Origin of the sequence: Amycolatopsis sp. AA4 (assembly GCF_002796545.1) — a bacterium.
In the GTDB taxonomy this organism is placed as follows: Bacteria; Actinomycetota; Actinomycetes; order Mycobacteriales; family Pseudonocardiaceae; genus Amycolatopsis.
Genome location: NZ_CP024894.1, coordinates 124,700 through 149,399, shown reverse-complemented (window position 1 = coordinate 149,399; position 24,700 = coordinate 124,700). Strand labels below are relative to the sequence as shown.

At 68.7% G+C, this 24,700-nt stretch carries 19 protein-coding genes and 3 tRNA genes; 11 read left to right on the top strand and 11 right to left on the bottom strand.

Annotated elements, in window-relative coordinates; genetic code table 11:
• The first annotated feature begins 56 nt into the window (after window positions 1–56).
• A complete protein-coding gene (locus CU254_RS00685) occupies window positions 57–1,397 on the top strand; it encodes a nucleobase:cation symporter-2 family protein (RefSeq protein WP_009071802.1) in 1,341 nt (446 codons plus the stop codon).
• 4 nt (window positions 1,398–1,401) lie between these two features.
• Here the strand turns inward: CU254_RS00685 and CU254_RS00680 are convergent, their stop codons facing one another.
• Window positions 1,402–3,324, bottom strand: coding sequence for an amino acid transporter (locus tag CU254_RS00680; RefSeq protein WP_234392795.1), 1,923 nt, complete (start codon window positions 3,322–3,324; stop codon window positions 1,402–1,404).
• 76 nt (window positions 3,325–3,400) lie between these two features.
• Here CU254_RS00680 and CU254_RS00675 point away from each other — a divergent pair, with 76 nt between their 5' ends.
• The 3 genes from CU254_RS00675 (at window position 3,401) to CU254_RS00665 (ending at window position 7,840) form a co-directional block, all read left to right on the top strand.
• Window positions 3,401–3,991 (top strand): hypothetical protein, encoded by a 591-nt coding sequence (locus tag CU254_RS00675; RefSeq protein ID WP_158687976.1) that lies wholly within the window; start codon window positions 3,401–3,403, stop codon window positions 3,989–3,991.
• 78 nt (window positions 3,992–4,069) lie between these two features.
• Window positions 4,070–5,017 (top strand): rhomboid-like protein, encoded by a 948-nt coding sequence (locus CU254_RS00670; RefSeq protein WP_199785738.1) that lies wholly within the window; start codon window positions 4,070–4,072, stop codon window positions 5,015–5,017.
• Window positions 5,018–5,134: 117 nt separating this feature from the next.
• Window positions 5,135–7,840, top strand: a complete 2,706-nt coding sequence (locus tag CU254_RS00665) for an EAL domain-containing protein (protein WP_009071793.1) — start codon at window positions 5,135–5,137, stop codon at window positions 7,838–7,840.
• Here the strand turns inward: CU254_RS00665 and CU254_RS00660 are convergent.
• A complete protein-coding gene (locus tag CU254_RS00660) occupies window positions 7,834–8,634 on the bottom strand; it encodes an arylamine N-acetyltransferase (RefSeq protein WP_037712130.1) in 801 nt (266 codons plus the stop codon). The genes CU254_RS00665 and CU254_RS00660 overlap by 7 nt on opposite strands.
• A 153-nt stretch (window positions 8,635–8,787) precedes the next feature.
• On the opposite strand from CU254_RS00660, the gene CU254_RS00655 reads away from it, so the two are divergent.
• Window positions 8,788–9,621, top strand: a complete 834-nt coding sequence (locus CU254_RS00655) for a hypothetical protein (protein ID WP_009071788.1) — start codon at window positions 8,788–8,790, stop codon at window positions 9,619–9,621.
• Between the two features lie 532 nt (window positions 9,622–10,153).
• Here CU254_RS00655 and CU254_RS00650 read toward each other — a convergent pair.
• From CU254_RS00650 to CU254_RS00630, 5 genes are all read right to left on the bottom strand, one after another.
• Entirely contained in the window at window positions 10,154–11,893 is a 1,740-nt protein-coding gene (locus CU254_RS00650) for a glycoside hydrolase family 9 protein (RefSeq protein ID WP_199785737.1), read from the bottom strand.
• A 441-nt stretch (window positions 11,894–12,334) separates the two neighbouring features.
• Window positions 12,335–12,408, bottom strand: a tRNA-Phe gene (locus CU254_RS00645).
• Between the two features lie 31 nt (window positions 12,409–12,439).
• A tRNA-Asp gene (locus tag CU254_RS00640) sits at window positions 12,440–12,513 on the bottom strand.
• Between the two features lie 14 nt (window positions 12,514–12,527).
• Window positions 12,528–12,600, bottom strand: a tRNA-Glu gene (locus tag CU254_RS00635).
• 276 nt (window positions 12,601–12,876) lie between these two features.
• Window positions 12,877–13,128: a hypothetical protein gene (locus CU254_RS00630; protein WP_009071784.1), complete on the bottom strand. Its 252-nt coding sequence runs from the start codon at window positions 13,126–13,128 to the stop codon at window positions 12,877–12,879.
• 451 nt (window positions 13,129–13,579) lie between these two features.
• Between CU254_RS00630 and CU254_RS00625 the strand changes: the two genes are divergently transcribed.
• Window positions 13,580–14,002 carry a hypothetical protein gene (locus CU254_RS00625; protein ID WP_037712127.1) on the top strand — a complete coding sequence of 141 codons (423 nt, stop codon included), beginning with the start codon at window positions 13,580–13,582 and terminating at the stop codon, window positions 14,000–14,002.
• 647 nt (window positions 14,003–14,649) lie between these two features.
• Here CU254_RS00625 and CU254_RS00620 read toward each other — a convergent pair.
• Window positions 14,650–14,853, bottom strand: a complete 204-nt coding sequence (locus CU254_RS00620) for a cold-shock protein (protein ID WP_003097368.1) — start codon at window positions 14,851–14,853, stop codon at window positions 14,650–14,652.
• Between the two features lie 457 nt (window positions 14,854–15,310).
• On the opposite strand from CU254_RS00620, the gene CU254_RS00615 reads away from it, so the two are divergent.
• The 4 genes from CU254_RS00615 to CU254_RS00600 all read left to right on the top strand — a co-directional run bounded on the left by CU254_RS00615 (window position 15,311) and on the right by CU254_RS00600 (window position 18,049).
• Window positions 15,311–16,519 carry an Ig-like domain-containing protein gene (locus tag CU254_RS00615; protein WP_037712122.1) on the top strand — a complete coding sequence of 403 codons (1,209 nt, stop codon included), beginning with the start codon at window positions 15,311–15,313 and terminating at the stop codon, window positions 16,517–16,519.
• A 162-nt stretch (window positions 16,520–16,681) separates the two neighbouring features.
• Window positions 16,682–16,981, top strand: coding sequence for a hypothetical protein (locus tag CU254_RS00610; RefSeq protein WP_009071772.1), 300 nt, complete (start codon window positions 16,682–16,684; stop codon window positions 16,979–16,981).
• A 7-nt stretch (window positions 16,982–16,988) separates the two neighbouring features.
• On the top strand, window positions 16,989–17,534 hold the full coding sequence (locus CU254_RS00605) for a SigE family RNA polymerase sigma factor (RefSeq protein WP_009071769.1): 546 nt from the start codon (window positions 16,989–16,991) through the stop codon (window positions 17,532–17,534).
• 5 nt (window positions 17,535–17,539) lie between these two features.
• Window positions 17,540–18,049 (top strand): hypothetical protein, encoded by a 510-nt coding sequence (locus CU254_RS00600; RefSeq protein WP_158687975.1) that lies wholly within the window; start codon window positions 17,540–17,542, stop codon window positions 18,047–18,049.
• Window positions 18,050–18,403: 354 nt separating this feature from the next.
• Here CU254_RS00600 and CU254_RS00595 read toward each other — a convergent pair whose 3' ends face one another.
• Window positions 18,404–19,762 (bottom strand): MFS transporter, encoded by a 1,359-nt coding sequence (locus CU254_RS00595; protein WP_037716365.1) that lies wholly within the window; start codon window positions 19,760–19,762, stop codon window positions 18,404–18,406.
• Between the two features lie 204 nt (window positions 19,763–19,966).
• On the opposite strand from CU254_RS00595, the gene CU254_RS00590 reads away from it, so the two are divergent.
• Window positions 19,967–20,545 carry a PaaI family thioesterase gene (locus tag CU254_RS00590; protein WP_037712119.1) on the top strand — a complete coding sequence of 193 codons (579 nt, stop codon included), beginning with the start codon at window positions 19,967–19,969 and terminating at the stop codon, window positions 20,543–20,545.
• A gap of 58 nt (window positions 20,546–20,603) precedes the next feature.
• Here the strand turns inward: CU254_RS00590 and CU254_RS00585 are convergent, their stop codons facing one another.
• Both CU254_RS00585 and CU254_RS00580 read right to left on the bottom strand, forming a co-directional pair.
• Window positions 20,604–23,066, bottom strand: coding sequence for a serine/threonine-protein kinase (locus tag CU254_RS00585; protein WP_009071761.1), 2,463 nt, complete (start codon window positions 23,064–23,066; stop codon window positions 20,604–20,606).
• Between the two features lie 693 nt (window positions 23,067–23,759).
• Window positions 23,760–24,692, bottom strand: a complete 933-nt coding sequence (locus CU254_RS00580; RefSeq protein WP_037716360.1) for a glutamate ABC transporter substrate-binding protein — start codon at window positions 24,690–24,692, stop codon at window positions 23,760–23,762.
• Between the last annotated feature and the right edge of the window lie 8 nt (window positions 24,693–24,700).

Genomic DNA, 24,700 nt, shown 5'->3' with positions numbered 1-24,700 from the left:
CAAACCGGTGGTATGTGCAGCGATAATCCGGCGGAACCACACAGAAGGAGCCGCTCATGACCAACGCCGCGCACCCGGTCGACCGGGGCCTTCCCGCCGGACGGCTGCTCCTGCTCGGACTGCAGCACATGGCGATCATGTACACCGGCTGCATCGCCGTGCCGCTGGTCATCGGCAGCGCGCTGCACCTGGACAACGCGTCGATCGCGCTGCTGGTGAACGCGGACCTGTTCGTCGCCGGACTGGCCACTTTGGTCCAGTCGGTCGGCATCGGGCGGCTGTTCGGCGTCCGGCTGCCGGTGGTCGCGGGCGCGACCTTCACCGTGGTCAACCCGATGATCCTGATCGCCGCGCAGTACGGCATCACCGCGGTGTACGGCGCGATGATCGCCTCCGGCGTCTTCGGCCTGCTGATCGCCCGGCCGTTCGCCGCGCTGATCCGGTTCTTCCCGCCGCTCGTGTCCGGGACACTGCTGCTGGTCATCGGCATCTCCCTGCTCGGCCCCGGCACAGCGATGATCGGCGGCCACGACACCGGCGACCCGTCCTACGGCGATCCGGCGAACCTCGGGCTCGCCTTCGGGGTGATCGCATTGGTCGTCCTGTTCACCCGAGTCCTGCGCGGCTTCCTCGGCCAGATCGGCCCGCTGGTCGCTCTCCTCGCCGGTGTCCTGATCGCGATCCCGCTAGGCCGCACGCACTTCTCCGGCGTCAGCGACGCGAGCTGGTTCGGCCTGGCCTCGCCATTCCACTTCGGAGCGCCGACGTTCCCGGTCGCCGCAGTGGTGTCCATGTGCGTGGTCATGCTGGTTTCGTTCACGGAAACCACCGCAGACCTGATCGCGGTAGGCGAGATCACCGGCCGCCCAGTCACCCCCGCCGACCTCTCCCGCGGCCTGGCCACCGACGGCCTGTCCGCCATCTTCGGCGGCTTCATGAACTCCTTCCCCGACACCGCGTTCGCACAGAACGTCGGACTCGTGCAAATGACCGGCGTCCGCAGCCGCTGGGTAGTCGCCACCACCGGTGCCATGCTGGTCGTGATGGGCTTGGTACCGAAAATTGGCGCGTTCATCGCCGCGATCCCGGAACCAGTAGTCGGCGGCGTCGCGGTAGTGATGTTCGCGATGGTCGCGGTGGTCGGCGTGCAGACGCTCAAGAAGGTCGATTTTTCCGGCAATCACAACGGTTTCGTGGCCTCCGTGGCGATCGGCGTCGGACTGCTGCCCGCCTTCGGCCTGGACCGCTTCGGCAACTCGGTGTTCTTCCAACACTTCCCCGCCTGGCTGCGAACCATCTGCGGCAGCCCCATCACCGTCGCCGCAGTACTGGCCTTCGTGCTGAACCTGCTCTTCAACCACCTAGGCCGGAAACGCGAAGAAGACCTGCTGCCCTAAGCAGTCACCCGACATGCACCAACGGCCTCCGGTGCGGATCCGGCTCCGCCCTCCGCAGCACCTCCCGAGTAACCGGAGGCACATCCCCGTCCCCGAAAAACAAATACCGGACCAGAAACTTGAACGGATTCCCCTCCGTCCAGGCAAAGTAAATATGCGGCTGCACCCCGGTCTCGTCCCGCAAATACAACAACACCGCCGCGATAGCATTGGCGATAGACGGGCTCTTCATCCGCAAAATCCGGTACCCGGCCCGCTTCTCCCCGTGCACCCGCAGCGTAGTCTCGAAATCCGACGCATCCGAGATGGTGACCTCAAGAAAGAACAACGCACTGTCCCGAGGAATATGGTTGTCCTCCCGGGCCTCCCGCTCCTTCTCCCGATACTCCGCCTCGTCCCGGGCGTCCGGCTCATTGGCGATGATCCGGACCGCCCCGGACCGCACCGCCTTGTCCACGATCCGCCGAGCAGCCGCGTCCAGCTCCACCTTCTCGACCCGCAGCTCCAACGACCGAGTAGCCCGCGAGACCAAGGACGTCACCACAATCGCCCCGATAAAGAACCCGGCGATCTTCACGCCCTCCGGCCGCTCCACGATATTGGCCACCGTCGTATACAAAAACACCAGCGTAATAACGAGATAAGCCCAAAACGCCCGCTGCCGCAGCCGCCGAGCCGACAACGTCACCGCGACCGACGCCGACGAAATCAACACCAGCACCCCTGTCGCATACGCCCCGCCCTGCGCCTCGACATCAGCGTCGAAGATCAGCGTGATCACGAACGCGATCACGGAAACCACGATCACCAACGGCCGAGTGGCCCGAGCCCAATCCGGAGCCATCCCGTATCGCGGCAGATACCGAGGCACGATGTTCAGCAACCCCGCCATCGCCGACGCCCCGGCAAACCACAAGATCGCGATCGTGCTGGCATCGTAAACCGTGCCGAACCCGTCACCGAGATAACTGTGCGCCAGATAAGCCAGCGCCCGCCCGTTGGCCTTGCCCCCAGCCTGGAACTCCCGCTGCGGAATCAACACCGCGGTAGCGAAGCTGGACGTAATCAGAAACGCGCTCATGATCAACGCCGCGGTCACCAGCAACCGCCGCGTATTCCGGACCCGCCCCGCCGGATCTGCCTCCGTGTCCCCGCTGGCCCCGCGAACCAGCGGCATCACCGAAACCCCGGTCTCGAACCCGGACAACCCCAGCGCCAGCTTGGGAAACACCACCAGCGCCACCCCCGCCATCAACCACGGATTGGGATGCTCGCTGATCAGCAGGTGCTGCCAGTCCACAATCAACTGCGGCGCCCCGAACACGTGCGCCAGCGCGGTAACCACCACGACGACGTTCAACGCGAGATAAACCCCCACGAGAACCACCGCGACCCCGATCGCCTCAGCGAACCCCTTGAGGAACACCGCCCCCAGCAACGCGATGAGCACCAGCGTGATCCAGACCTGCCCGCCATGCAGCGCAGCCGGAACGAACGGATTCTCGATAACGTGCGCGGTCGCGTCAGCCGCGGACAGCGTGACCGTGATGACGAAGTCAGTGGCGGCGAACCCCAGCAGCGCAAGCACCAGCAGCTTGCCGCCCCATCGGGACAGCAGCTTCTCCAGCATCGCGATCGACCCCTGGCCGTGCGGGCTTTCCTTCGCCACCCGGCGGTAAATCGGCAGCGCACCGGCAAGCGTCAGCACCACGAGCACCACAGTGGCCAGCGGCGACAGCACTCCGGCCGCGAGCGCGGCGATTCCTGGCTGATAGCCGAGCGTGGAGAAGTAGTCGACGCCGGTGAGGCACATGACCTTCCACCACGGCTGTTCGGCCTTTGTGGTCTCGCGTTTCCCACCGGTCATCTGCTGGGCGCGCTTGTGCTCGCCCTCGAGAAGCCAGGCTCTCAGCTTTGTATTCGACACGCGGTCGATCATGCCGGGTTCTGCCGCTTCGCGCGGACCAAGCTCAGCGGGCGCTCAGAGCGCCTAAAGGCAAATGATGTTCAGGACGCACGGCGGCTCGTGGCTGCTCGGCGACGACGGCTGGCTCGAACTTGACGGCCCCGACGAGCTCGACGGCGCCTGCGTCGGACCGGTCGGGCCGGTGGTTTCCGGCCGTTCGCTCGACGACGGCCGCGCCGGCGCGGAATCAGCCGGGCGCTCCGGCGCACTGCTGTCCTCGCCGAACGGATTCACGTTCGCCTTGCGCGAAGGGGCATCCCCGACGGTCACCGTGCCCTCTTCGGACTCCGTGCCGGTCGGCGTGGGCGGGTTGGTCTCGTCGACGCCGCCCGCGCCGCCGGTGCGGTCCGGCATCTCGATCACGCGCATCTCGGTGATCCGGGAGGCCCCGTCGTTCGCCGTGGTCCCGTACGAGACGAGCATGGCCGCGGCCCCGCAGCCGACGATCACCGCGAGCATCACCGAAACCATGCGCCACCTGGACCGGGACGGCGGCGGAATCCGTCGTTCGTGTCCTTCGCGCACCAACAGCTCGGCGACCGAAACCTCGTCGTTCACCAGCGAGACCTTTCACCAGGAGTGGCCTAGTCCTACCGGATCCGGCCACCGAACGGGTGACAAAGGGTAAAACCTTCTACCCAGAGTGCTCACTCTAGCGGGTGTGAATCACAGCGCATTCACAGCTGCGGTTAGCCAAAATCCCAGCATGCCCAGCCACTCTGGACGCATGTCGCTGCGTGAGCCGGACCCGGCACCCCGCCCGGCACGCAGTGCTGCCACCACCGGAACTCCCCGGAAGTGGCGCTTCTGGTCGTGGCTGCGCACGCCCGCTCCCGACCCCGTCTCGCCGACCGAACCCGTCGGCCTCCTCGAACCGGCGACAGCCCCGGCTGGCGGAACCCGTTTGGCCGACCCCCTGGGCTCCCCGACGGCGACGGCCGTGCTGACGCAGGACGACCTCGTCCAGCCCGTTCCCCGGCCCGCCTTCCTCGCCGCGATCCCGGTCAGCTGGCGGCCGAAACGAGCCTGGCTGAGCCTCGTCCCCAGCCCGCGGTCCACGCCGTTCACCTTCGGCTACCTGGTCCTGCTCCTCGGTACCTCGCTGCTCATCCGGTTCGGCAGCGCCAAGCTCACCGACAAACTCCTCGCGGTCTCCAGCACTGACGCGCACAACATGGCGCGCCACCCCCTCACCGCGCTCCTGACCAGCGCGTTCTGGATCGCCGACGGCGGCTGGCTGCCGTACGCGGTGATCTTCGCGATCGCCGTCGCCCCGTTCGAGCGGCGGTTCGGCGGGCTCCGGACGGCACTGGTCTTCTTCAGCGGGCACGTGCTCGCCACGATCGCGACCGAACTGCCGGTGATGGCCTTGATCCGCACCGACGTCCTCCCGCATTCCGCGGGCCGCTGGCTCGACATCGGCGTCAGCTACGGCTTCCTCACCACCGCCGGCGTGCTCGTCGCGCTGCTGCGCGGGCGGGCCAGGATCGTCGGAATCGTGGCCCTTGAGCTATTCGTTATCGGCGTCTACGTGACCGACGATCCGGCCACTCTCGCCTCCGTCGTGACCCTCCTCGGACACGCCTGCGCGGCCCACTTCGGCCTGCTCGTATGGGGTCCGCGACTGCGCAGCGTGCCTCGCGTCGCCCGATAGCACCCGCCCTCCTGGTCCGGACGAGTGACGCAGGCGGCTCCCCGTGTGGATATACACAGGCTTCACTCGGTGGTGTAATCGACGGGCCATACGCCGACAAGGGGGATCGGAAGCACCATGGAGGCTGACGCCCTGGCCGGCGAACCGGGTGGGATCACCCGGCGCGCCCAGCTCGCGGGCCTGCGGCCGGACGCCGGCGCGGGGGTCCTGTTCTCCCTGCACGCCTCCGAACCGGCGACCCTCACCTGGCTGCCCGGCCTCGACGCGGTGCTCGGCCTCCCCGGCGCGACCGGCAAGGAGCTGTGCGACCGGCTCACCGAGCTGCTCCGCCCGCTCACCGCGAACCTCCGCCGCACCCCGCCCGGCCGCGATTTCGAACTCGAACAGCCGCAGGACGGCCCCGACGGCACGCCGCGCCGCATCCGCCTGCGCGCGCGGACCGTCGGCGAGCGAGACCACACGACCGGCCTGCTCGGCGTCGCCTCGGCGGTCGCGGAAGCCGCGCCGGAAAAGTCCGAGCTCGCCGAGCTGTCCGACCGCTACCAGCTGCTGATGGAGCAAAGCCCGGACGCGATCTGCGTGTACTCGGGCGGCGTCGTCACCTACGCCAACCAGGCCGCGCTCGACCTGTTCGGGGCACGGGCGGCGCACGAGGTCGTCAGCCGCGAGTTCGCGGACTTCGTGGCCGCGGAATCCACGCAGCTGCTGGAGGATCCCAGCGCGGAACCCCGCGAAGCGGTGCTGAAACGGTTGGACGGGAGCAAATTCGTGGCGGAAACCGTGTCGGTGCGCACGAGCGACTCGAACCCGCCGTCGTTCCAGGTCGTGATCCGCGACAGCACTGTCAAACACGCCGCCGCAGCCGCCGTCCGCGCGCAGGAAGCGCTGGTCACGCACGTCAGCGACGCCATCGTCACGATCACCGGCGAGGGCATCGTCACCGGATGGAACCCGGCCGCCGAGACCGTTTACGGCTGGCCGGCCCCGGAGGCGCTCGGCAGGCGGGTGCACGAGGTCCTCGGCATCGACCCGGACCCGGCGTCGATCCGCGACGGCGTCGCCCAGCAAACCCACCGCGGCCGGGACGGTTCGCCGCGGCAGGTCCGGGTGTCCGCGACCGAAACCGTCGACGGGTTCCTCCTGGTCTGCACCGACGAAACCGCGCGTCGGCGCGTCGAACAGCACTACGCGACGGTCGTCGCGGCGCTCGACGAGGGCGTGCTCGTGATCGGGCCGACCGGACTGATCCAGTCCGCGAACCCGTCCGCCTGCCGCATCCTCGGCGTCCCCGAGCCGGAGCTGCTCGGCGTGTCGTGCACCACGCTCGTGCTGTTCGACGAGGACGGCAACCGGATCCCGGACGACGAGCTGCCGTCCATGCACACGCGCCGCACCGGGGTCACGCACAACGGACTGGTCGTGCGCCTGCGCCGCCCCGACGGCCGCGACGTGTGGGTGTCGCTGACCTCACGGCTGCTCGATTCGGACGACCCGAACGGCGTCTCGGTGGTCACGTCCTTCACCGACATCACCGAACGGCGCGCGATCAGCGCCCGGCTGGCCCACGAGGCCACCCACGACCCGCTGACCCGGCTCGCCAACCGCACCCTGGTGCTGGACCGGCTCGACCGCCGCGACGGGGCCGAGTCCGCCGCCGTGCTGTTCCTCGACCTGGACAAGTTCAAGCTCATCAACGATTCCCTCGGGCATCCGGTCGGCGACCAGGTCCTGCGCATCGCCGGCGAACGCCTGCGCCGGGCCACTGGCCCCGACGACGTCGTCGGCAGGCTGGGCGGCGACGAGTTCGTGGTCGTCACGTCCGCGACGACCGGCCCGGCCCAGGTCGGCGTGTTCGCCGCGCACCTGCGGTCGGTGCTGTCGGAACCGGTATCCGTGCACGGCAGACAGCTGCATCTCGACGCGAGCATGGGCATCGTCCTCGTCGAACCGGACGACCGCCGCACCGCCGAGGACTTGCTGCGCGACGCGGATGTCGCGATGTACCAAGCGAAATCCCGCGGCCGCGGCCGGTTCGAGTTCTTCGACGTCGCCCTGCGGGAACGCATGCAGCGCCGGCTGCGGATGGAGCAGGACCTCCGCGACGCTGTCCACAGTGGACAGCTATGGCCGGCTTACCAGCCGGTGGTCGACCTGCGCACCGGGGAAATGGTCGGCGTCGAGGCGCTGCTGCGCTGGACCCACCCGAAACACGGCGCGATCTCGCCCGCGGAATTCATCCCCCTGGCCGAGGAAAGCGAACTGATCAACGTGCTGGGCAAGTACGTCCTGCGCGACACCACCCGCGAACTGGCCGCCCTGCGCACCGGCCGAGGCCTCGACCTGAGTTTGAAGGTCAACCTCTCCGTGCGGCAGCTGGACGACCCGCATCTGGTGCCCGCGGTCCGCGACGCACTCGCCACCACCGGCCTTCCGCCCGGCTCGCTGACGCTGGAAGTCACCGAAAGCGCGCTCATGCGCGACACCTCGGCAGCCGCGGAAGTGTTGTCCGCCTTGCGTTCTCTCGGTGTTCTGCTGGCGATCGACGACTTCGGCACCGGCTATTCTTCCCTGGCGCAGCTGCGTCGGCTGACCTTGGACACGCTCAAGATCGACCGCTCCTTCATCACCGGAATCGCCGACTCGCGCGACGCGGCCGCGATCGTCACGAGCATCATCGCGATGGCGCACGCGGTGGATCTGACCGTGGTCGCGGAAGGCGTCGAGACCGCCGAAGAACTGGCGCTGCTGCGGGAACTCGGCTGCGACCAGGCCCAGGGCTACCACCTGGGCCGGCCGCTGGCTGCCGCGGAGCTGTTTCAGTAAGTCTCGAGCAGCGCCGCCAGCTCGTCCTCAGTCAGCACGACGTCGAGATCCTCCAGCGTCTTGCCGAGATCGACCGGTTCGATCGTGCGCTTCTCGACCGTGCCGTCCGGGTGGCTTTCCTGATACTCGCGCCCGAGCAGCCGCCGGAGCCGTCCCGGCTCGAGCCGCATCACCACGAGCCGCCCGGTGAACGGCGACTTCGGATGCGTGGACGTGTAGTGGTGGAACACCTGGTAATCGATCGGGCGGCTGTGCACCACGGGCAGCAACTCGTGCAGGTCTTCCCAGCCGTCGCCGTCCTGTTTCTGCAGCACCCACCAGCCGTCGCGCAGCTTCATCCGGTGCGTCCACCCGGCCTGGTCGACCTCGGCCCCGTCGATCAACGGCATCGGCAGCAGGATCCCGGCCCCGAACCCGACGTCCACGAGAAACTGTTGCCCCGCAACGGTAATCACGAGCGTCATGTGCGTGTACGGCCCGCTCTTCCGCGGCTGCACCCGCGCGACCGTGCGCTGCACCTCGTAACCCAGCTGCTCGGCGACGGCCGCGAACAGCCCGGCCTGCTCGTAGCAATAGCCGCCCCGGTGCCGCCCGACGAGCTTCTCGCTGACGACATCCAGCTCGATCCCGCGATGCCGGCCGATGACCACGTCGACGTTCTCGAACGGGATCGTCTCGACGTGCGCCCGCGCCAACCGCTCGAGCGCCGCCGCGGACGGTTCCTCCCGGCGCTGTCCGATGCGCGCGAGGTAAGCGTCGACGTCTACTGCCTCGATGTTCCATTCCCCAGCCATGCGGACAGTCTGCAACCTCCAGCTTGCTCAAGGTCAAGTCACCCAGGGTCACGACGGTTGTGACTGGCACCACTCTCTGGTGTGATGTACCCCGCGATGCCTACCAGTCAGTAGCACACGTTCGAGTGGTGCTGGCTTTTCGAAGGGAGCCCGATGAAGACCCCTCGACCACTGGCCAGGGCCAGTGCGGTGACGGCACTGGCCACCGCCGCCGCATTGCTTCCCGCGACCGCCTGGGCCGCGACCCCCGCCTGGGCCCCCGCGGACACTGCCGCCGTGCACCCCGGGGTGCAGACGCGCACCAACGGGGCGCAATGCACCTCGAACTTCGTGTACAGCAACGGAACCGACGTGTTCCTCGGACAGGCCGCGCACTGCTCCGGCACCGGCGGTTCGACCGAAACGAACGGCTGCTCCGCCGGTTCGCTCCCGCTCGGCACCCCGGTCGAGATCGCCGGGGCGAGCAAGCCGGGAACGCTCGTCTACAACTCGTGGCTGACCATGCAGTCCCGCCACGAAGCGGACGCGAACACCTGCCAGTACAACGACCTGGCGCTGGTGAAAATCGATCCCTCGGACGTGTCCACAGTGAACCCGAGCCTGCCGTTCTGGGGCGGGCCGACCGGCGTGAACACCACCGGAACGACGCAACTCGCCACCGTCCTCAGCTACGGAAACTCCGAACTGCGCGGCGGAATCACCCAGCTGTCCCCCAAACAGGGCGCCAGCCTGGGCGACACCGGCGGCGGCTGGAGCCACACGGTGTTCACCGTGACCCCCGGCATCCCCGGCGACTCCGGCAGCGGCTTCCTCGACCGCGACGGCAATGCGCTCGGGGTGCTGAGCACGCTGAACCTGCTGCCGCAGCCAGGCACGAATGGTGTTGGAGACCTTTCGCGGGAACTGGCGTACGCGAACGCGCACGGCGGACTTGGGACTGTGCAACTGGTTCCGGGGACGGCTAAGTTCCGTGGGCCGTTGATCTAGGTTTGCTGCTTCGCCCGTGCCCGGCACGATTCAGTTCGTGCCGGGCACGGTCTGGTTCTGCGCCCCGCTTCTGCCTTCCGCTCACGGCAAGGCGAGCGCAGGCTTGTGCCGGGCAGATCGGCTCGGCGGGCCGGTGAAGCCGTGACAGCCACGGTACGAATGCCGGCCCCCGTAACCCGCTGAATCAACGGCCGCGAGCCTGCGGCGACCGGCACGATTCAGTTCGCCCCAGGGCCGGTCGATTCCATGACCGCTGAACCGACGATCGCTGCTTCCCTGCGCGACGCAACCCATGTCTGCGCACCGGCCAGGCTCCCTCGCCCGCGGATGCCACGCACACTCCTGCGAAAGTCCGTCATCGCCCAGCCAGCGCCATCCGAGTCGTACCGACCGCGGGCTCGCGGGCAGACGCACCTACTCCTCCGACGGCCATCCCGAGTAAGTCCACGCGCCGCGGACCTAACCGTTCGTGACGAGATCCAAGGGAAACCTCCTCAGGAATCCCGCCACCAATGCAGCCAGCAGCCCCGCGTCAATCACCCACCGCGACCGCGTACAGGTACCACGTGGAGTGGGGCAGCCACTGTTCATCCCACCGCCAGTCGTCGTCCTTTCCGGTCACCACGTAGCCCCGGTCCCATGTGATGCCGCTGCCGTCCTCGTTCAAGCCGGTGATGCCGTTGACGATCCCGCCCGCCGTCGGCAGGAACTGCCACGAGCCGAGCCAGCTGTACTGCGGGTTGCCGTGGCCGCTGCCGTCCAGCATGCACACGCCGTACGGGTTGGTTCCGCAGATCCAGTTCAGCTGGTCAGCCGCGTACGACCGCAGGCGCGTCGCGAACTCGCCGGGAAACCGTTGCGCGGCAAGGCGAGCGGCGGTCGCCAGCGACGCGATCCGGGCGTTCTCGCCCTGCCACCACTGGTCTTTCGCGCGCGGCGTGACGTTGTGCGGGAAGAAAAACGAGCTATACCTCTTGCCCTCCCCATCTTGCACCAGATTCCGCGCATACCCAAACGGGTTAGGCACCTCGGCGGTCACCGCGAGTTCGAACTCCAGCGACCGGCGCACGACCTGCAGCACCGCGGAAACCGTTGCCTCGTCAGCGATCTCGGCGTAGGCGAGCAGACTGAGCACCGGCAGACCGGCGTCCGAGGGATGAAAGTAAGGCCGGTCGCCGTCGTCCGCGCGCCAGTAATCGCGGTAAGACTTCCAGGAAACCAAGCGCTGCAACAGATTTCGCGCCCGACGGTCCGCCGCCTCGCGGTATACTGGTTTCTTGGTCACCTGGTACAACTCGACCGCCGCCAGCAACGCGCCGTAGTCGTCCTGGATGTTTTCCTTGCCGTCATTGGTCATCTCGACGTTGTGCTGCTCGAGAAAATCGAACGCGGCTTCGGCGGTCGCCAGATACTCCTCGGGCGAATAGTCGCCCGACGCGTCCAGCGTGGTCGCGGCGGCCAGCGCCGCGATCGCGACCCCGCCGCCTTCGCGGTAGTTCACCTGGACGGGTTCGCCGTCACCGTTCGCCAGGACGTACCGCAGCTTCGGGTCCTTCGGCGGCCCGGGCTGGATGACCGACGTCACGAACGTGCCGCCGTCAAGCTTCACTCGGCGCAGGTAATCGGCGCCGAACAGCGCTTCGTCGGCCAGCCAGGTCCGCAGCTGGGTGAAGTTGGTGTCGCCGCGCGCGGTGAGCCGCTGGTACGCCTTCGCCAGCACCCAGGCGGTCAGCGGGATTTGGAGGGTGTTGAAGTAGCTGCGGTCCGACAGCTGCGTGAAATGCTTGCCGAAGTCGCCGGTCGCGTCGTACCAGCCGCCGTGCGCGTCCATGACCTGCGTGCCCTTGGGGCCGATCGGAGCTTGCCGGTCCTGGCGATCGAACCGGTCCGAGCTGCGGGTGCCCTTGAAGTAGTGCACGACGTGGGAGAGCGTGTAGCGCTCCAGCACCAGCTGCTCGACGCGAAACGGCTGAGACCGCCCGTCGGCGGCGAGCAGGACGTACTCTCCCTCGGTCGTCAGGGCAGAGAAGTCCGCGGTCCAGTAATGCCGATCGTCCCAGCCCGGAACCTGCGCCGCCGCCCGCGGGGTGCCGGTGAAGACAACCTTCCCGGTGGCGACGTCCACGACGGTGAACCTCGGAACCGCCCGCGGCGACTCGACCGCGAGCACCGCCCGCTTGGGCGCGCCGGGCGCGTAACCGACGTTGTTCGCGTAAACCGCCACCCCGGACCGCCCCTCGACGGCCTCCGCCTCGGCTCCGAACGGAGCCATCGCCCCCACCCCCACCGCCGCCGACCCGGCAAGAAACCCGCGGCGCCCCATCTCTCCCGGCATGCTCGACCTCCAGTGGTCCAGACCTTTGAGATGGTATCGAGGCTAGGGAGCGATCTTGAGGTTTGGCAAGACTGCTTCCGAATGGCAGCACCGCGCTCGACAGTGACGCGCCGCAGCGGTGACTCCGCCGCGACGACGAAAAGCCCCATCCGCCGGGGACCGGGGCTGCGTCACTGAAATTGGCTGCGGCCAGGGCCGGGATGACCTTCCGCTTTCAGTTCACTGCTCAGGCAGCTCCCGCCGAGCGCAAACCCCTTGGCCGGAGCGACACCAGCACCCACCCGAACGACGTCGGACTGAGACGGAAGCTGAGACGGCCGAGACACGAAACAGCCCCCACCCGGTCTGGGTGGGGGCTGTTTCGCAGGTAGATGGCTGTGGCCAGGGCCGGGGTCGAACCGGCGACCTTCCGCTTTTCAGGCGGACGCTCGTACCAACTGAGCTACCTGGCCGGGAACGCCGGCTAGGAGCCGAACGATCTTGCGACCCTGACGGGACTCGAACCCGCGACCTTCGCCGTGACAGGGCGACGCGCTAACCAACTGCGCCACAGGGCCTTACTGGTACTGCGTACTCCCAACGGGATTCGAACCCGCGTTGCCGCCTTGAAAGGGCGGAGTCCTAGGCCACTGAACGATGGGAGCCCGATCGGTTTCGGTGGACCGACCGACCGCGCTCTCAGGTGTTCCCCTGGGAGCGATTACAAGCATAGGGCACGTTCCGGGGGCCGTGCACCGGGGGTTCCTTAAGCGATCGGCAAGCCTTCGACCTGCGACAACGTCCGCGCCGACGACTCGACCGCGCCGCCTCCCGCCGATCGCCCCGCCAGAAGCCGGGCCGAGCGATCGGTGTGCGCCACGCCACTCTACGCCGGACAGGGTCTCGCCCGGCCGTCAAGACGCAGCGGAGGTGCCGCCGGATCAGCGCTGCACGGGTGCCTGACCGTCGTCGCCCGGACTCAGCCCGAGCATCTCCAGCAACTGCACGCAGTCCTCCGCGTCGAGCGCACCGGCCGCGACGGCCAGGCGTGCCCGGCGGACCTGGTCGTCGGAGACCCGTTGCCCTTCCGACGACCCGCGCTGCGCCGGCACTCCGCCGGACAGTGACGTGCTTCCCCCGTCGGCACCTTCGTACCGAAGGAGGAACTGACGAACTTCGACCGATCCGCTCATGGCCCCTCCGCGCGGTTCGCAACAACTGGCCGCGAGGCTAACCAGCGGCGAGCAACCCCGGCAGCCCCCCGGAGAGTGAACCTGCGACCACTCTCCGAAACTTCCCTGGTAACGCATTCCAAGATCGCGCAGAACGATTTCTCGCGGCTTCCCCTCGCCGATCCCCGGAACTCGTGCAACAATCGGTGTTGCTGACACACCCCCGGTCAGCGCCTGTGGAGATCCCCTCCGACCCCCGCGTTCCTCCCCCTGGCGCGGGGGTCTCTCCATTTCCGCACACCGGCACTGACCTGCGGATCTACTCTCGGTACCGCTGATCGACAGACAGTCGCGAAATGTGTTTGCCGAGTGGGCTGAACAGGTGATCGAATTAGGCTTGCCGGGCACGGAAATGCGTGTGTCGTGGCTCACAGTGGTTTCCTTGTCGAGACCCAACCGTTATCGTGTCCGCGTGCCTCTTCCCTCCCTCGGCCGCCTCAGCAGCCGCACGAATCTCAAAGCCGTCTCGAGCGGGCGGCATCGCAATGCCGCCAAGGCCGCCGGCGACGAAGTCGTCGAGGACAAGGAGCTCACCAGCTACCTCGCCGCGCTCGCCCCGGACTCCGACCCGGAGAGCACCGGAACCGGCAGCCGCTTCGGCGACGCGCAGGTCTACCAGCTGCGCATGAACCTCATCGCGAGCCAGCAGCTCAAGGACATCGCCCTCGCCCGGAACCTGACCCCGCAGGCCCTGGCGCAGGAATGGATCCTGGAGCGCCTCTCGTGGGAGGGCCAGGCCGCCTCCGCCCAGGAGCGCCGCCACTCCGACGCGATGACCGACGAGTTCCACTTCCCGGCGGACGCGTTCGACCAGCAGCCCCTCGTCGGACGCTGATCCCCGCCCCCCCCCGAACGAAAACCCCCGGCTTCCCCCGACGGCCGGGGGTTTTCCCTTGTCCGGGTCCCAGTGGGCGGGACACGCTCCAGGATCCCGCCGACGACGGCGCGGCTGATGATTCGGGGCAGGCGGGCAGAGGGGTGAGAACGCCGGGCCGGAAGCCAGTCGTGGCGCGATCCGGCCCCGGGCGGCGGCGACGCGGCGCGGGCTGGATCAGGTTGGGTCGGGTCATGAGCGCCGAGAACCGTGATCGCCGCCCGAAAGCCCGCGCCAGAGCACCCCGCGACGCCGACCGATCCTGCTGACTCCACCTCGTCAGCCACTCCGGCCGCCAGCACGGCCCGCCGAACCCGAGCTACCGGCCCAACCCCGACCAGCACCACCCGAACGGGTCGACTCCCGCACACCCACACACAGTCGGGCAATCAACCGATCCGGCGTCGCCCGTACGTGCTGGCCTTCGGCCAACTTCCCGCGACACCCGGCCAAGCGAGGCCGCACCCGCTCGAGCATGACCCCGGAGCAACCCGCGGTAACCGTCGCTCCAACCATTCCCCACAACGGAACCCGCAATGAAAAAAGGCCCCGACGGGAAATCCCGTCGGGGCCCTTCATTCAGGCCTGAGAAAACGCGCGGGCCTGACTCAGATCGCGCGGACCTTCTGGGCCTGCGGGCCCTTCTGCCCCTGGCCGACCTCGAACTCCACTCGCTGGTTCTCCTCGAGGGTGCGGAAGCCGCGTCCCTCGATCTCCGAGTAGTGCACGAAAACGTCGCCTTCGCCGCCGTCCTGCGCGATGAAGCCGAAGCCCTTCTCCGCGTTGAACCACTTCACAGTGCCTTGCGCCACCGCTGTACTCCTCGTAACAGATCCGCTTCGAATGCCACCGAAGCGGCACCCAGGCCGTCCCGGGCGGTTCCAACGAGACGAGCGAAGAGCTTTTCGGCCCCACGGCTCGCGTCAGAAGTTCCGCGAGTGTGAAGCCACGAACACGCAAAACGACGGCCTGGTCAGCAGCCTACCGGGATCTCACCAAATCTGAACCCCGTTGATCGCAAGGATCGGTTCCGTCGTGCGCGCATCACCGGAACGTCGTATCGCCGCCTACGCACCGAAGTCGGACCCCTGGCTACTCTGGTCCAGGACGCCCAGCGCACTTCGGGGATGCACAGTGCGCGGTCGGTCGAGCCGCTTCCGTGATGGTCACTCGGTGCAGTGTGATGCTGGTCACCCTGTTTCCGGTGAACGTGAAGGGCGCTCGGGACGTCTGGGTGTTCGGGGTACCAAGGGGAGATTGGGGATCGGTGTGACTATCCGACACTTCGCACGCCGCCGGGCCGGCGTCGCGGTGCTGGGCTTGGTCGCCGCGCTCACGCTCGGGGCGTGCAGCAGCGGCGGGTCGAGCGTGAACGCGGGCGGAACCGCGGGCGGAGGGCCGACCGAGGCTCCCGCCACGCCCGTGAAACCGGCGGCCGTGACGCTCACGCCGGCGTCCGGGGCGGGCGACGTGGCGCCGGGCGCACCGGCGAAGGTGACCGTCGCGGGCGGCATCCTCGGGGCCGTCACGCTCACCAACGCCGACGGCAAACAGGTGCAGGGGCAGCAGTCTCCGGACAAGAAGAGCTGGAGCAGCACCGAGGACCTCGGCTACGGCAAGACCTACACCTGGTCCGGACAGGCCACCGGCGAGGACGGCAAGCAGGTCCAGATCAGCGGCTCGTTCTCCACGGTCAAACCGCGCAGGCAGATGCAGGGCAGCCTGAACGTCGGCGACGGCCAGACCTACGGCATCGCGATGCCGATCGCGCTCACGTTCCCGAGCGCGGTCAAGGACAAGGCCGCCGTCGAGCGCGCGCTGTCGGTGGAGACCACGCCGAAAACCGAGGGCGCGTGGGCGTGGCTCAACGGCGACACTTCGGTGCACTGGCGGCCGAAGGAGTACTTCAAGCCGAACACGAAGGTCGTCGTCTCGGCCAACATCTACGGCGTTCCGATGGGCGACGGCGTCTACGGCAAGCAGGACGTCTCCGCGAGCTTCACCATCGGCCGCTCGCAGATCGTCAAGGGCAACACCCAGGAACACACCATGCAGGTCATCCGCGACGGCCAGCAGGTCATGGACTTCCCGGTGAGCTACGGCCTCGACTCCGACCCGGGCCGGGTCACGCACAGCGGCACGCACGTGGTGATGTCGAAGCACGCGACGTACTCGATGAGCAACCCGCGCTACAACTACACCGACGTGAACGTGCCGTGGGCGGTCCGGATCTCCAACAACGGCGAGTTCATCCACGGTCTCGCGGGGTCGATCTGGGCGCAGGGCAAGAAGAACATCTCGCACGGCTGCCTCAACCTGTCTCCGGCGAACGCGAAGATCTACTACGACAGCGTCCTTCCCGGCGACCCGGTGGAGATCTCCGGCAGCACCCAGCAGCTGAGCGCGAAGGACGGCGACTACAGCGACTGGACCTACGACTGGGCGTCGTGGACCAAGCTGTCGGCGCTGGCCGCCTGAGCACAGCCGCATCAGCGTCGACCGGACGGCCGGGAGCTTCGAACGCTCCCGGCCGTTCGGCTGTCCGGGGCGGAAAAATTCGATGCAACCCCGGCGCGGACCGACCGCATGACTAGAGCAGAGGAGTGCCGCCCGGCGCTCGCCTGAACCAGGAGGAAACTCGTGCGTGTTCGCTTCGCTCTCGCCATCGGTTCGCTGCTGCTCGCCGGAGGCGCGCTGACCGGCGGCGCGGTCGCTTTCGCCGCGGACGCCCCGCCGTCGGTCTCCCAGCCGGCCCCGCAGCAGACCGCCGCCCCGACCGCCGCGCCCGGCGTTCCCACCGCCGCCCCGGCACCGGCGCAGCGCGCGACGACCGCGCCGAAGGTCGCCGCGCCGGGTCAGCCGGCGAAGTCCAAGCGCGTCCCGACCGCGGTGCCCGCGGGCCCGACCGGCGACCTGCACCTGCCCTCGGTCTGGGGCTGATCGCCCGGTGCCCTCCCGCTCCCGTCCGGCGTCCAGGCCGAGCTCACCGTGGGACGGTGAGTTCGCCCGGTACTTCGGCGAGCGCGCGCACAGCCTGCGGTCCACCGCCTACCTGCTTTGCGGGGACTGGCACCGGGCCGAAGATCTCGCGCAGGCGGCGCTGCTCAAGCTGTACCTCGCGTGGCCGCGGCTGGCCCGGCACGACGCGCTCGACGCTTACGCGCGCAAAATCGTGCTGCGCACTTTCCTCGCGGAAAACCGCCGCAGCCGCTGGAAACGGGAGCGGCTCACCGACGCACCGCCCGACGTCCCGGCTCCGGCCGCCGAGACCGAGCACGACCAGCTGATCCAGCAGGCACTCGCCGCACTGGCCCCGCGCCAGCGCGCGGTGCTGGTGCTGCGGTACTTCGAGGACCTGTCCGTCGAGGAGACCGCCGCGGCGCTCGGCTGCCGGACCGGAACGGTGAAAAGCCAGGCCGCGCGCGGTCTGGCCACCCTGCGGGCCCGGCTGGGCCCGCATTTCGAGGCATTGCCCGTCCCTGGAGGGAGGTGAACGAGATGGTCTCCGATGATTTCGAGAACACCGAAGACGTGCGCGCCTTGTTCGCGCGGACGCCGGACGGCCCGCCGATGCAACTCGACGCGGCGGACGTCATCGTGCGCGGGGCCGCGGTCCGGCGCGCGCGCAAGCGCTGGGCGGTCGCGGGCAGTTCCGCGGCGACGGTCGCGGTGCTCGTGGTGGCCGGTCTCGCGGTCGGCAGCCGCGGGGCCGAGCAGCCGCCGGTCATGCCTGCCGGGCCGGGACTCGCCACCGTCTCGCCCGCCCCGTCCAGTCCGGTCGCGCCGATGCGGGTTTCCCCGGGTCCGGCACAGGTCCCGACGCCCGGTCCGAAGGTGAGCCCCGGCTCGCCGGGCAAGGAACCGCCGACGGAACCGACCGGTCCGCGGGCGGGCACGTCCCGGGCGCCGCAGCCGCCGCGGGCGCATCCGACCACGACCGAACAGGCCCCCGCGTCCCTGCGTTCACCTGCGGGAAGCACCTCGTTACCCAGCTCGACCTCCGGCTGAAACGCATTCGCGGCAAGAGTGGCGGAGGTCACCGGATTCAGTGGGTTTTCGACGAAATATCCCGGGCTTTCGGGGCGATGTTCTCAGTGGCGGCCGGAGCGGTCGTCGAACCAGTCGCTCAGCCGGCACGGCATTGGCCGGCCCGAGAACCTGAGGAGGAAGCACCATGGTGCTCGTTGCACTGATGATCGAAACCGTTGTTGCCGTCGTGGTCGCCGGTGGCCTGGCAGCCTGGGCCCGCAAGCGCTTCGCTCCGCAGGCGGTCGAGGCGACGCAGAACAGCTGACTTCGCACGAAAAACCGCCCTCTGTCCTTAATGGACGGAGGGCGGTTTTTTCGTACCGGCTCAGCGGCTCACTTGCTGGCCCCGGCGAGCTTGCCGCCGGTGTCCGCGGTGTCGATCTGCTCGATCGGCACCCGGGCCGTCTCCGGGATCTTGATGATCGGGACGAGCGCGATGAGGGCCGCGATGATCAGGTAGTACGCCGGCCAGTCCGCGTTGCCGGTGCCGTCGATCAACGCCGTGACGATCACGCCGCAGGTGCCGCCGAACAGCGACGTGGAGATGTTGTAGCCGATGGCGAACGAGCCGTAGCGCACGCGCGTCGGGAACATCGCCGGGAACGTCGAGCCGATGACCGCCAGCATCAGCGCCAGCAGGATCGCCACGACCAGGAAGCCGACGATCAGCCACAGCAGGCTGCCGCTCTGCATCAGCTTGATGCTGGGCCAGCTCAGCACGATGAACCCGATCGCCGCGGTGAGCAGCAGGGGTTTCCGGCCGATCCGGTCGGACAGCGCGCCGAGCGGGATCAGCAGCGAGAACTGCACAATTTCCACGCCGATGACGATCAGGCTCGACTCGGTGTCGCCGATGTGCAGGGTGTTGGTGAAGTACGTCGGCATCGTCGTGAGCAGCATGTAGTCGGCGATGTTCAGCAGCAGCACGATGCCGATCAGGTTGAGGATCATCCGCCAGTTGCGCTGGATGGTCTCCTTGAGCGGAGCCTTCTTCGCCTTCTCGCCCGCCGCCTCGAGCCGGCGGAACTCCGGCGTGTCCTCGAGCTTCGACCGCAGGTAGAGCCCGATCGCGCCGATCGGGAGCGCGATGAAGAACGGGATCCGCCAGCCCCACGAGTTGAACTGCTCGGTCGACAGCGACAGGTAGGTGATCAGCACGACCGCGTTGCCGAGCACGTAGCCGGCCAGCGTGCCCATCTCCAGGAACGAACCGAAGAACCCGCGCCGTTTGGTCGGAGCGTATTCGGCGATGAACGTCGCCGCGCCGCCGTACTCGCCACCGGTCGAGAAACCCTGGATGAGCCGCAGCAGCAAGATCGCGATCGGGGCCGCGATGCCCATGCTGTACCCGCCCGCGTACGTCGGCAGCACGCCGACCAGGAAGGTGCAGCCGGACATCAGCAGGATGGTGAGCGCGAGGACCTTCTGCCTGCCGAGCTTGTCTCCCAACGGGCCGAAGAACGCTCCGCCGAACGGTCGCACGATGAAGCCGACGGCCAGCAGGGCGAGCGATTTCAGCACCGCGTTGCCCTCGCCGGGGAAGAACAGGGTCCCGATACTCGTCGCGATCGCGCCCGAGGTGAATACGCCGTAGTCGTACCACTCGGTCGCGTTACCCATCGCGGACGCGATCACCGCGCGTTTGACTGTTCTCTGATCGACCTCGGGTTTCCCCGTCTTTGGCTCACTCATCCCGGCGGTGACCTCCTCCTGCACGCGTCCCGGTCCATCCGTTGGAGCACATTTCCCCAGTCTTGCCCCGTTGAACCGTGCTGGCAGGATGAGTCGCGAAATTTCTACCGTGCGGAATTTTCCGACTACCCTGCGCTGAAGAAAGCCGGACGGCCCGGTCAGGGCGGGTGCCGACGGGTCCTTCCGCCGGGTTAACGTCGTCGCATGAGTCCTGTTTCCGGCCCGTGGCCGCCAGTGCCGGTGGAGCCGCCGGAGATCCACCCGAAAGCCCCCGCGCCCGGCACTGAACTGGGTACCCACTTCGCCGAATGCTTCGGCTGCGGCGACGAGGTAGACGACGGCCTGCACCTGCGCTCAGCCATCGGCGACGGTTACACGGTGCACTCGAAGTTCACCGTGACCTCCGCGCACCAAGGCGCCCCCGGCCTGGCCCACGGCGGCCTGCTGGCCTGCGCCTTCGACGAAGCGCTCGGCTCAACGGTAGGCAACCTGCTGCACCGCCCCGCAGTGACGGGCAAGCTGGAAACAGACTTCCGCCGCCCAGTACCGGTCGGCTCCACGCTGTACATCGAGGCCAGACTGGACGGCATCGCAGGCCGGAAGATCTACGTAAGCGCGGACGGCCACCTAGACGCCCCAGACGGGCCAGTGGCGGTAAACGCCCGAGCAGTCTTCATCGCAGTGGGCTTCGAACACTTCAGCACCCACGGCGACCCCCAAGCACTGGAAAAGCTCGCCGAACAGCACCGCCGCAACAAACGCGAGTGGGACATCAACCCCTGATGTCCGTGAAGGGCTCCTTGAGGGAATCTGAGTCCCTCAAGGAGCCCTTCACGGACGGTCAGGTGAGGGTGCGGGGGCGGATGGCGTTCGCCCGATCCACGAGCGCGATCCGGTCGCTCGCGTTGTCGGTAAGCCGGGCCAGTGACCGGTAGCAACGTTCAAGTCCGAATCGGACGTCCCGCTCCTCCAGCTCGCACCCCACCACCTTCGAAGCCCCAGACTTGGCCTGGCCTGGCACCTTAAGCCAGTCATAGGCCGCCTCCAGGACCTCCGCGCTCAGCCGCGTGTGCCGCTCGGCGTCCAGGTTGAGGCGCTGCAACCGGCCCGAAGCGTCGACGAGGTCTCCCTCGGTGACGGTCGGCTGCTCCCCAGCCGCACCCCCGTGAGCCCGGGTCTTGATCTTGATCGCCGCGACCTGCGCATCCACATAATGCGTAGAAGTAGCCGGAACCCCCTCCAGCACCTCCACCGCACTCTGCCGCGCCCCCTGCGCGAGATACACCCGAGCAAGCCCGAACGCAGCACTCACATAAGTGCGGTCCGTCCGCCAAACCAGCTCGTAAAACCGAGCCGCCCCGAAGTAATCCCCCACGCCCTCCGCACTGACCGCCAACGCCAGCTTGGGCGCGATCTCCCCGGGCAGATCGTCGTAAACCGCATCGAACGCCACGTGCGCCACCCGCGGCCGCCCGCCGGCAAGCTCGATCAGCCCGCGATACCAGTCGATCCGCCAGTCATGCGGAAACCCGTGCCGGATCGCCAGATACTGCGCCGCCTGCAACTGGCGCTGCGCCTCCACGAACTCGCCCAGCTCAATCCGAGCCCGCACGATCCGCAACCGCACCTCGATCGACTCCCGCGGCGCGGTAGCCAACGCCTCGATCGCCTCATGCGGATCAAGCGCAGTCGTCGTAGCGAGCACCCCGGCAGCCGGGTCATCCGTGTCGACCTGCGGAATCGGCAGCCCGGCAACCACCTCGGCCGCGTCCGGCAACGGCACCCGCTCACCCTGCTCGGGCACCACCAGATGGACACCGAAAGTCCGGCTCTCCGGCCCGAACACCGTCGACGCGGCAGGCCGCGGCTGTCCAGTCCCCAGCGCCATGATCTCGCGCAGCACACCGGTCAACTGATCAGCCATGTCGTCCGCGGCGATGAACCGCCGATCCGGATCAGCGTGGGTGGCCCGCTTCAGGAACCGGTAATACGACCCGAACAGCGCGAACAACGGCACCGCATCAGGCCCAGGCAGCGTGTTCTTGAACTCCCGCGTGTACCCGGCGAACTCGAAGCTCAGCACCGCCAGCGTCCGGCCGACCGTGTACAGGTCCGAGGACACCGACGCGCCCTGCGACGCCAGCTCGGGCGCGCTGTAGCCGGTGGTGAAGAACAGCGGGCTCTCGTAGTCGTCGATCCGCCGCACCGCGCCGAGGTCGATCAGCTTGAGCTGCTCGCGGGTCTGGATGACGTTGTCCGGCTTGAGGTCGCAGTACAGCAGGCCCTGGCTGTGCAGGTAGCCGAGCGCGGGCAGGATCTCCAGCCCGTACGCGATGACCTGGCCGATCGGCAGCGGCTCCGGGCGGTTGCTCTCGCGGTGGTGCTGCAGCGCGAGCTCGCGCAGCGACTGGCCGCCGACGTACTCCATCACGATGTACCCGACGGTGTTGCCGGTTTGCGGGTCCGGATGCTGCACGAAGTTGTGGATCTTGACGATGTTCGGGTGCTCGACCTCGGCGAGGAACCGCTGCTCGTTCGCCGCGGCGGCCATCGCGGTGGAGTCGCCGGTGTCGATCAGGCCCTTCAGCACGACCCAGCGGTCGGACACGTTGTGGTCCTTGGCCAGGTAAATCCAGCCGAGACCGCCGTACGCGAGCGCGCCGAGCACCTCGTACTGGCCGCCGACGAGCTCGTGCGCCTTCAGCTTCGCGACGAACGAGAACGGCGTGCCGCACTTCTCGCAGGTGCCCTCGGGCTCGCCCGGCTGGCCGTCCTTGCCGCGGCCGACCTTCGCGCTGCAGTTGCCGCAGAACCGCTTGTCCTCGGCCACGACCGGGTTCGCCAGCACCGCGGTCGACGGATCGCGGTACGGCACCGGCGGGATGTCGATGAGACCCGCGCCGAGCCGGCCGCGCCGGGAACGGCGGGTGCCGCGCGAGCCGGTGCGCCGCGAGGTGCCGGGGAACGAGCCCGTTCCGGTACCCGTGCCGGTGCCTTGCGAGCCGTGCGAACCGTGCGTGCCGGTGCCGTGGCCCTCGCTGGGTCCGGACGGCAGGACGCTGTCCGTGCCGTGGTCGGGCAGCGGGCCGCCGTCGGCGGGGGCCACCCGCGGGGTCGGCGGCATGATGCTCTGGGTGTGCGGCGTCGGGCTGGCCAGCACGCTGGTCGGCATCGGCGCGGCCGGATCGGCCGGAGCCACCGGCTGGTTCGACTGCGGCAGGATCACCGGCGCGAGGTCGCCCGGCGGACGCGTCGGGGCCTCCCCTCCGTCAGCCGGGGGTTTTCCCTGCGCCGCGGCGCCCATCGGGATCGGGCCGGAGTTCGGGCCGGTGGCGCGGTTCTCCGGCGGGCGCGACGGGCGGTTGCCCTGCTGCGCTTGTTGCGGACGGTTTTGCGGGACCGGCCGCTGACCGGTGCGCGACTGCGGCGGATACGGCTGGCCCTGCGACGGCGGCGCGGGCTGACCGGGGTACGGCTGGCCTTGCGACGGCGGCTGCGGACGGCCTTGCGGCGGCATCGGCTGACCGCCGCGCGGAGCCGGACGGCCCTGCGTGCGCGGCTGCTGCCCGGCTTGCCCCGGCTGAGCGGGCTGTCCCGGCTGGCTGGGCTGAGCGGGCTGACCCGACGGTGCCGACTGCCCCGGCTGTCCCGGCTGGCCTGGCTGACCGACCCGCGGAGCCTGCTGACCGGGCTGCCCGCCCGGGGCTTGCGGACGCTGCACCGGAGCGCTGATCAACGTCTCGGCGTCCGGGTCAGCCTGCGGGTTCAGCCGCCCGGACACCGACAGTTCCGGGGTGTCCCAGCGCACGGGCGGCGGCGGGGTCCACTCGGCCTCGCCCCGCCCGGACGGCTGGTCCGCGGCCTTCGCCTCGTCGCCGTCCCCCTCCGGTGCTGCGTGCCGAGGACGGCGCGCCTCCTCCGACACAACTACCTCCCGAGCTCCCCGCGGCAAACCTGCCGCTCAAAACGTACAACTCGCGCCGCGAGACCGGCCTGGTCACCCGTATTGCGGGGACGGCGGGCTCGCCGGTCCCAGCCGCGCGCCGACCCAGTTCTGGTAACTGTTCGCCCAGGTGCCGTCGCCGCGGATCTTGTCGAGCACCGCGTTCACGAAACGGACCAGGTCCTCCTCGTCCTTCGGGATCCCGACGCCGTAATTCTCCTGCGTCATCGGGTCCCCCGCGACCTTCACCGTCGGATCCTGCGCGGCCATGCCGGCCAGGATCGTGTCGTCCGTGGACACCGCGTCGACCTGGCCCTGCTGCAGCATCACCAGGCAATCCGACCAGTTCGGCACCGACACCGCGACCGGTTTGGCCGGGTCGGTGGCGATCTTCGCGAGCGAGGTCGACTTCGCCGCCGCGCACACGCGCTTCCCGGCGAGGTCGGTCAGCGACTGCGCGTTCGACGACTTCGGGACCAGGATCTTCTGCCCGGCCACGTAGTACACCGACGAGAACTGCACCTGCTTGCGGCGGGCGCAGGTGATGCTGTAGGTCCGGACCACCACGTCGACCTGGTGTTCCTTGAGCACGGTTTCCCGCTGCGACGACGTGATCGCCCGGTACTGCACGTGCCCGTCGGAGCCGAAGATCTGCCGGGCGATCTCGTTGACCAGGTCGATGTCGAAGCCCTCGAGCTTGCCGGTTTTCGGATTCCGGAAGCCGAAGAGGTAGGTCGTCTGGTCGACGCCCGCGATGAGCTTCCCGCGCTGCTTGATCTTCTGCAGGCTCGGCCCGGAGGTGTCCAGACCGTTCGGCGCGAGGCTGGCCAGCGGGTTGCAGCTGGTGTCGGAGTCGCCGCCGGCCGCGGCGTCCGGCCCGCCGACTCCCGCCGGGGTCGGCCAGGCCGCGTCGGTGACGGGCGCGGCCTCCATCGGCTGGGCCGCCGTCCCGCAGGCGGCGGCGAGAACCGCGACCACCGCGAGCACGGCAGTCC